We start from the raw sequence: 6,585 nt of genomic DNA, 5'->3' as shown, positions 1-6,585 counted from the left end.
GTTGTTTACAATGCCGTTGGGGCAAAATACTGGTATAAAAACAATGACCCAAGGAATTATGAGCTCTTTATTCATTGGTAATCCCCAACTTTTTAAAACCTTTTTCCCCCTTTACCAGGGGATGAGAGATGACCGTCAAGGTCCGCTTCGATAAGGAAGTGAGAGACTACGCTAAAGGTGAGAAGGTTAAGGACGAGGTTCTCAAGCTCACTGAGACGGCGCTTGCTCAGGCCCTTGAGAAGTTCCACAGGAGAATGATTGTAATCGAAGGGGACACCGAGAGGAAGGCTGAGCTGGCCGGAATCCTCGCTGGAGCGTCCGCCAGGGTTCTGAGTGATGTTCTCGACGAGCTGATTAAGAAACGCCTTAGGGATGAGAGCGAGGATAAAATCGAGGTTCTCTACGCCACTGATGCCCTTGGAGAGGAAACCTTTGGAAGAAAGCGATATGAGGCCTTCAGGAAGCACTTCGACATTTTAGCAGGGGGAGACGCCGAGGTTAAAGCTGTAACCTTTAAGCACACCCGGGACATCCTCGGGAGGACTTACGACCTTCTAATTCTGGACATGAGCTACGACTACTCTCCAAATGACCTCGGCAGGATCATCGAGACAGTTAGAGGAGGCGGGCTGATATTTATCCTCGCCCACCCCTTCAAGAAGTGGAAGGACATGTGGACCGGCTTCCATAAGGGCCTCGTAACGCCGCCTTACACCATAGATGACGTGAAGAAGCGCTTCAACAGGAGGCTCATCAGAAAGTTCACCGAGCACGATGGAATTTACATCATAACCGAGAACGGGAAGATAAAGAAGAAGCCAAAGAGAAGCAAAAGCCAGGCGAGGATAAAGGGGAGGAAAGGCGTCACCATTCCGGAGGAGACCCTCTTTCCCAGAGAACTCTACGAGATGGCCCTTACGGAGGGGCAGGTTAAGGTGATTAAAGCCTTTGAGGAGTTAGCTGAAAGGGAAGGAATGCTCGTTCTCACGGCAGATAGGGGAAGGGGCAAGAGCGTTTCCGTTGGAATAGCTGCCATAGGCCTTGCACTAGCCCTTGGAAAGCGCACCAGAATAGTAGTAACCGCCCCCGAGCCTGAAAACGTCCAAGCTTTGTTCCGTTTTGCCAAGAGGGCCCTAGAAAGGCTCGGCTTCAAGCCCTACGTCGTCGAGGAGAAAGACCTCATAAAGGAGCTCTACGCGAGGAAGATCGGCCTGCGTTATTATCCGCCGGCAGAGGGCTACAAGAAGAGCGCAGACCTCTACATACTCGACGAAGCAGCTGGGATCCACGTGCCGGTGCTCCACAAGTACCTCAACAAGAAGCGCGTCGTCTACTCCTCTACGATCCACGGCTATGAAGGTGCCGGTAGGGGCTTCTCTGTCAAGTTTCTGAAGAAGGCTAGGAAAGAGAGGGCCTTTAAAGAGCTCCACATGGACGAGCCCATCCGCTACGCATACGGCGACCCAATAGAGAAGTGGCTCTTCGACGTCCTCCTCCTCGATGCCGAGCCGGTCGAGCTCACCGATGAGGACTACGAGCTCATCAAGAGAAAGGAGGTCTACTTAGAAAAGCCAGACCTAGACGACTGGTTCGAGAACGACAGGCCCGAGCTGAGGCATTTCGTCGGGGTCTACATTTTAGCCCACTACCGCAACAGGCCTAGTGACGTTGCTTTGCTTGCCGATGCTCCCCACCACGAGGCAAGGGTTCTCTGCCTGAAGAACGGAAAGATAGTGACGGCAATCCAAATAGCCAGAGAGGGAAACATCCCGAAGGGTGTTATAGAAAAGATGGCAAAGGGCTACAAGCCGAGGGGAAACATAATCCCTGACATGATGGTCAAACACCACTACCTAAAGGAGTTCGCCAGGCTGGGGGGATACCGCATAGTCAGGATAGCAACCCACCCGGATGCCATGGACATGGGCCTCGGGAGCAAAGCCCTAGAACTCCTTGAGAAGGAAGCTAGGGAGGAGGGGCTTGACTGGATCGGTTCGGGCTTTGGAGCGAGCGAGGAGCTCGTCCGCTTCTGGATAAGGAACGACTTCGCGGTCGTGCACGTCAGTCCGGCGAGAAACCCAGTCAGCGGGGAATTTACGGCCATAGTTCTCAAGCCAATAAGTGGGAAGGCAAGAAAGCTCATCAAGAAGGCCAACGACGAGTTCAGGATAAGGTTCACCGAGTGGCTTGGAGATACCCACCGCGAGCTCGAACCCGAGATAGCGCGCTGGTTATTCGAGACGCCCTTCGGCGAGGCCGTGGATTATCCGATTCACCTGACAGAGATACAGAGGAAGAGGCTCGATGCCTTTACCGGTAAGGTTCTCACCTATGATACCGTTGTCGATGCGGTAAAGCCGGTAGTCAAGCTTTACTTCCTTGACGGCTGGATGAAGCCCTACCTGGATGAGAGGCAGATAAAGCTCCTCATCTACCGGGTTTTGCAGGCCCACACTTGGGAGGAAACAGCAAAGCTCATAGACAGAACCGAGACCTTCACCATGATAGAACTCAGGGATATCATCAGGGGGCTGTGGTACTACTACAAGAGGCTCCTCTGATGCCCCCTTGAACAACATTTTTATAGAGGTTAGCCGTAGAAACGGCGATAGTACTGGTAGTTTCGGTCAAAAATATCATCGGTGACATCCATGCCCGGAGGTAGCTGGGAGAAAATAGTCTCGATAACAAAGGATGGCATCAAGAGCATCGGGACGATGAGGAGGAAGGCAAAGAGGGGAAAGAGGATAGCCCTTCTCATCGACGGTCCAAACATGCTCCGCAAAGACCTCGGTGTCAAACTTGAGGACATAGTCGAGGCCCTAGAGGGCTTCGGCGATATAAGGGTTGCGAAGGTTATCCTAAATCAATACGCCCCACAGGGCCTAATAGAGGCAGTGTCCAACCAGGGTTTTGAGGCTATAATAGTCTCCGGCGAAACCGGTGTGAAGCTTGCGGTAGAAGCTATGAGGGAAATCTACAACCCGAACATAGATATAATAGCCCTGGCAACAAGGAACGCGGAGTTCCTACCCGTAATTTTGAAGGCCAAGGAAAAGGGCAAGGAAACTATAGTGATAGGGGTTGAACCCGGCTTCTCAGTTGCACTCAAGCACGCCGCCGACCACACCATAGTGCTCACTCCGGGGAGGGAGAAGGAGTGAAGGAGACGATATACAAGGTTCTGAAAAGGGAGAAGGGCGAGAAGGAGGAGAAAAAGGGAGAGAAAACAAGAACCATAGGCCTGATAATAGACGGTCCCAACATACTCCGCAAGGAGTTCGGGATAAAGCTTGAGGACATAGTCGAGGCCCTTGAGAGGATAGGCAAGATAAGGGTCGCCAAGGTCGTTCTGAACCAGTATGCCCCACAGGGTCTGATAGAGGCTGTTGTGAACCAAGGGCTGGAGCCGGTCATCGTCGCCGGTGACACCGACGTCAGGATAGCGATAGAGGCTATGGAGCTAATTTACAACTCCGATGTGGACGTTATAGCCCTGGCAACGAGGGATGCTGACTTCCTGCCCATAATACAGGAGGCCAAGAGACGCGGGAAGGAGACCATAGTTATTGGCACCGAGCCGGGCTTTTCAGTGGCTCTCCAGAACGCTGCGGACTATGTCATAAAAATGGAGAGCTGGAAGTCCGAATGACTTCCCAAAGGTGAGGCGCAAACTTTTTAGCCCCCTTCTATTATCTGGTTATTGAAAACCACAACCCGATAATTGAGGTGGTCTTATGAAAAGGGTAATCGCCACGCTCTTCCTCGCGGTGCTCTTGATCTCGCTCGGATGGAGTGCAGTTCCCGTTAAGGCCGAGGAGACGCTGACGGTGTACTCCTACGACAGCATAGAGCCCTGGATGAAGCAGATAGTGCCTATCTTTGAGAAGGAGTACGGGGTCAGAGTGAGGCTCGTCCTCCTCGGCGACGCCGGTCAGGTTCTCAGCAGGCTTATAATGGAGAAGGACAACCCCCAGGCTGATGTCGTCGTTGGAATAGACAACAGCTACCTTCAGAAGGCAATAGAAGAGGGCATTCTTATCCCCTACAAACCTGAAAACGCCAAGTACATCCCTAACTGGATAATCAAGAACTTCGATCCCAGCTTCTACCTGACCCCATACGACTACGGTGCAATAGCTATCGTTTACAAGAAGAACGAGCTGAAGAACCCGCCGAAGACCTTTGAGGAACTCGTCAAGCCAGAATGGAAGGGCAAGCTTATAGTCGAGGATCCGAGGACGAGCTCAACGGGCATGGCCTTCCTCCTGTGGACGATAGCGGTCTACGGAGATAGGTGGCCCTACTACTGGGCCAAGCTCAGGGAAAACGGCGTCATAGTGGTTAAGGGCTGGTCAGCCGGCTGGGAGATGTGGGACAAGGGACAGGCCCCCCTCTTCGTGAGTTACGCCACTGACCCGGCTTACGCTGCGTGCGAGGAGAACAGCACAAACATCGGGGCGGTATTTCTCAACAACACCGCTTACCTCCAGATTGAGGGGGCGGGCATAGTCAAGGGCTCCAAACACATCGAGCTGGCGAAGAAGTTCATCAACTTCCTAATAAGCAAGGAGGCCCAGGAGAAGCTCCCCCTCACCCAGTGGATGTATCCGGTGAACAAGGAGGTAAAGCCCCCGACCTGCTTCGCCTATGCACTCAACGTCAGCAAGGCTAAGGTTGTCTCAATACCGAGCGAAGAACTCGCAAAGAATACGGACAAGTGGCTCAAGGAGTGGACTGCAATAATGGTAGAGGGCAAGAGCCCTGAGGAGGTATCACCAACGTCTTCATCGACCTCAACAACTGCCTCTAAGAACAAGATCTGCGGACCGGCCTTCCTAGTTGCCCTTGCGGTTGTACCACTCCTCCTCAGGAGGAGAAAGTGAACCTTTCCTTTTACCACAAATTTTATAAGACCGCTCCAAAACCTTCTGCCGAGGGCCCGTAGCCTAGCAGGATAGGGCGCCGGCCTTCTAAGCCGGAGGTCGCGGGTTCGAATCCCGCCGGGCCCGCCAGCTTTTATCACTAAACACTTCACTCACAACAGTCAGCATTAGCTGGAGATTCCCAGGGGCTTCACCTTGAAGGAACCCTTTATTAGTGCCCCGGGGAGCATTGAAAACTCGACCTCGCTGAAGGATACCTTCCAAGAGAACCTCAACGAGAAACCCCAGTTAGCAAGCTTTGGGAAAGCTTGACCAAAGGAGTTCCCTTTCTCATAAACTGGGTGAATAATATCAGCGTACGCGTTTCAAATTCTCGTTAAATGGTAAGAAACCCTCTTAAACTGGTTTGCTTTTTATTCTAGCGTCCTTGGGACGCCTTGAGGAGAGCAAACGCTCAAGAACTAGCAATTAGTGAGTAAACCCCCCATGGCATTTCCAGAATAGCACGCGAGTTTTCCATCAACGCTTTGCGTCAGCAAAGGGTTGATATGGTGGGCCCGCGGGGATTCGAACCCCGGACCTCCACCTTGTCAGGGTGGCGTCATAACCAGTCTAGACCACGGGCCCGCCCAGGTGTTGGTGGACCGGCCGGGATTTGAACCCGGGGCCTCCGCCTTGCCAAGGCGGCGCTCATACCAGGCTGAGCTACCGGCCCACCTGAACGCCGTAATCACCTATCTGGGCGGGTTTATAAATTTTGCGGTCGTTGAGAGCCCTATCGAAAAGCTAATAGCCCCCGTCCTCTCTAACCTCCCCGGTGGTTCTATGAACCCGATCGAAGAGGCCCTAAAGATTAGGGAGCAGATAATAGCCTGGCGCAGGGACTTCCACATGCATCCCGAGCTCGGCTACGAGGAGGAGAGAACTTCCAAGATAGTTGAAGGGCACCTGCGCGAGTGGGGTTACCGGATAAAGCGCATTGGAACGGGGATAATAGCGGACATAGGTAGAGGAAAGAAGACTATAGCCCTCCGAGCGGATATGGACGCCCTACCGATCCAAGAAGAGAACAACGTCCCCTACAAGTCGAAGATCCCCGGAAAGATGCACGCCTGCGGTCACGATGCCCACACGGCGATGCTGTTAGGGGCGGCTGAGATAATAGCCTCTCATAAAGACGGGCTCAAGGGAAGGGTTAGGTTAATCTTCCAGCCGGCAGAAGAGGGCGGAAACGGAGCGGTTAAGATGGTCGAGGGCGGTGCCCTGGAGGGGGTCGATGCTATCTTCGGCTTCCACGTCTGGATGGATCTGCCGAGCGGGATTATTGGGATACAGGACGGGCCATTCCTGGCTGGAGCGGGCATATTCGGAGGAAAGATAACGGGAAAGGGAGGCCACGGCGCCTCACCTCACGAGGCTGTTGACCCGATTCCAATAACCGCTGAAGCAGTTCTTGCCTTCCAGACCATCGTGAGCAGGAACGTTCCGCCGATAGAGACTGGCGTTGTCAGTGTTACGAGCGTGCACGGGGGAACTGCCTTCAACGTCATCCCTGAGGAAGTCGAGTTCAAGGGGACATTCCGCTTCTTTAAGCCCGAGATCGGCGAGCTAATCCAGAGGAGGATGCACGAGATATTGGAGGGTATAACAAAGGCCCACGGTGCAAAATATGAGCTGAGCGTGGAGGAACTGACACCTC

At 53.2% G+C, this 6,585-nt stretch carries 5 protein-coding genes and 3 tRNA genes; 6 read left to right on the top strand and 2 right to left on the bottom strand.

Going from position 1 to position 6,585, the window contains the following annotated elements; translation table 11 throughout:
- Window positions 1–128 precede the first annotated feature (128 nt).
- From MVD07_RS05835 to MVD07_RS05815, 5 genes are all read left to right on the top strand, one after another.
- Window positions 129–2,561 carry a tRNA(Met) cytidine acetyltransferase TmcA gene (locus tag MVD07_RS05835; protein ID WP_297499607.1) on the top strand — a complete coding sequence of 811 codons (2,433 nt, stop codon included), beginning with the start codon at window positions 129–131 and terminating at the stop codon, window positions 2,559–2,561.
- Window positions 2,562–2,651: 90 nt separating this feature from the next.
- Complete coding sequence (locus MVD07_RS05830) at window positions 2,652–3,164, top strand: TIGR00288 family NYN domain-containing protein (protein ID WP_297499605.1); 513 nt, start codon at window positions 2,652–2,654, stop codon at window positions 3,162–3,164.
- Window positions 3,161–3,652, top strand: coding sequence for a TIGR00288 family NYN domain-containing protein (locus MVD07_RS05825; RefSeq protein ID WP_297499603.1), 492 nt, complete (start codon window positions 3,161–3,163; stop codon window positions 3,650–3,652). Before MVD07_RS05830 ends, MVD07_RS05825 begins: the two co-directional genes overlap by 4 nt.
- A gap of 85 nt (window positions 3,653–3,737) precedes the next feature.
- Window positions 3,738–4,886, top strand: a complete 1,149-nt coding sequence (locus MVD07_RS05820) for a thiamine ABC transporter substrate-binding protein (protein WP_297499601.1) — start codon at window positions 3,738–3,740, stop codon at window positions 4,884–4,886.
- A gap of 52 nt (window positions 4,887–4,938) precedes the next feature.
- Window positions 4,939–5,015 (top strand) — tRNA-Arg (locus MVD07_RS05815).
- Window positions 5,016–5,435: 420 nt separating this feature from the next.
- Here MVD07_RS05815 and MVD07_RS05810 read toward each other — a convergent pair.
- Window positions 5,436–5,513 (bottom strand) — tRNA-Val (locus tag MVD07_RS05810).
- Between the two features lie 10 nt (window positions 5,514–5,523).
- Window positions 5,524–5,601, bottom strand: a tRNA-Ala gene (locus tag MVD07_RS05805).
- 110 nt (window positions 5,602–5,711) lie between these two features.
- On the opposite strand from MVD07_RS05805, the gene MVD07_RS05800 reads away from it, so the two are divergent.
- Window positions 5,712–6,585, top strand: an 874-nt coding sequence (locus tag MVD07_RS05800) for an amidohydrolase (protein WP_297499599.1), incomplete at its 3' end; no start/stop codon positions are given.

It is taken from the genome of Thermococcus sp. (assembly GCF_027008145.1).
Classification (GTDB): Archaea; Methanobacteriota_B; Thermococci; order Thermococcales; family Thermococcaceae; genus Thermococcus.
This window is presented reverse-complemented; position numbering and strand designations above follow the sequence as displayed.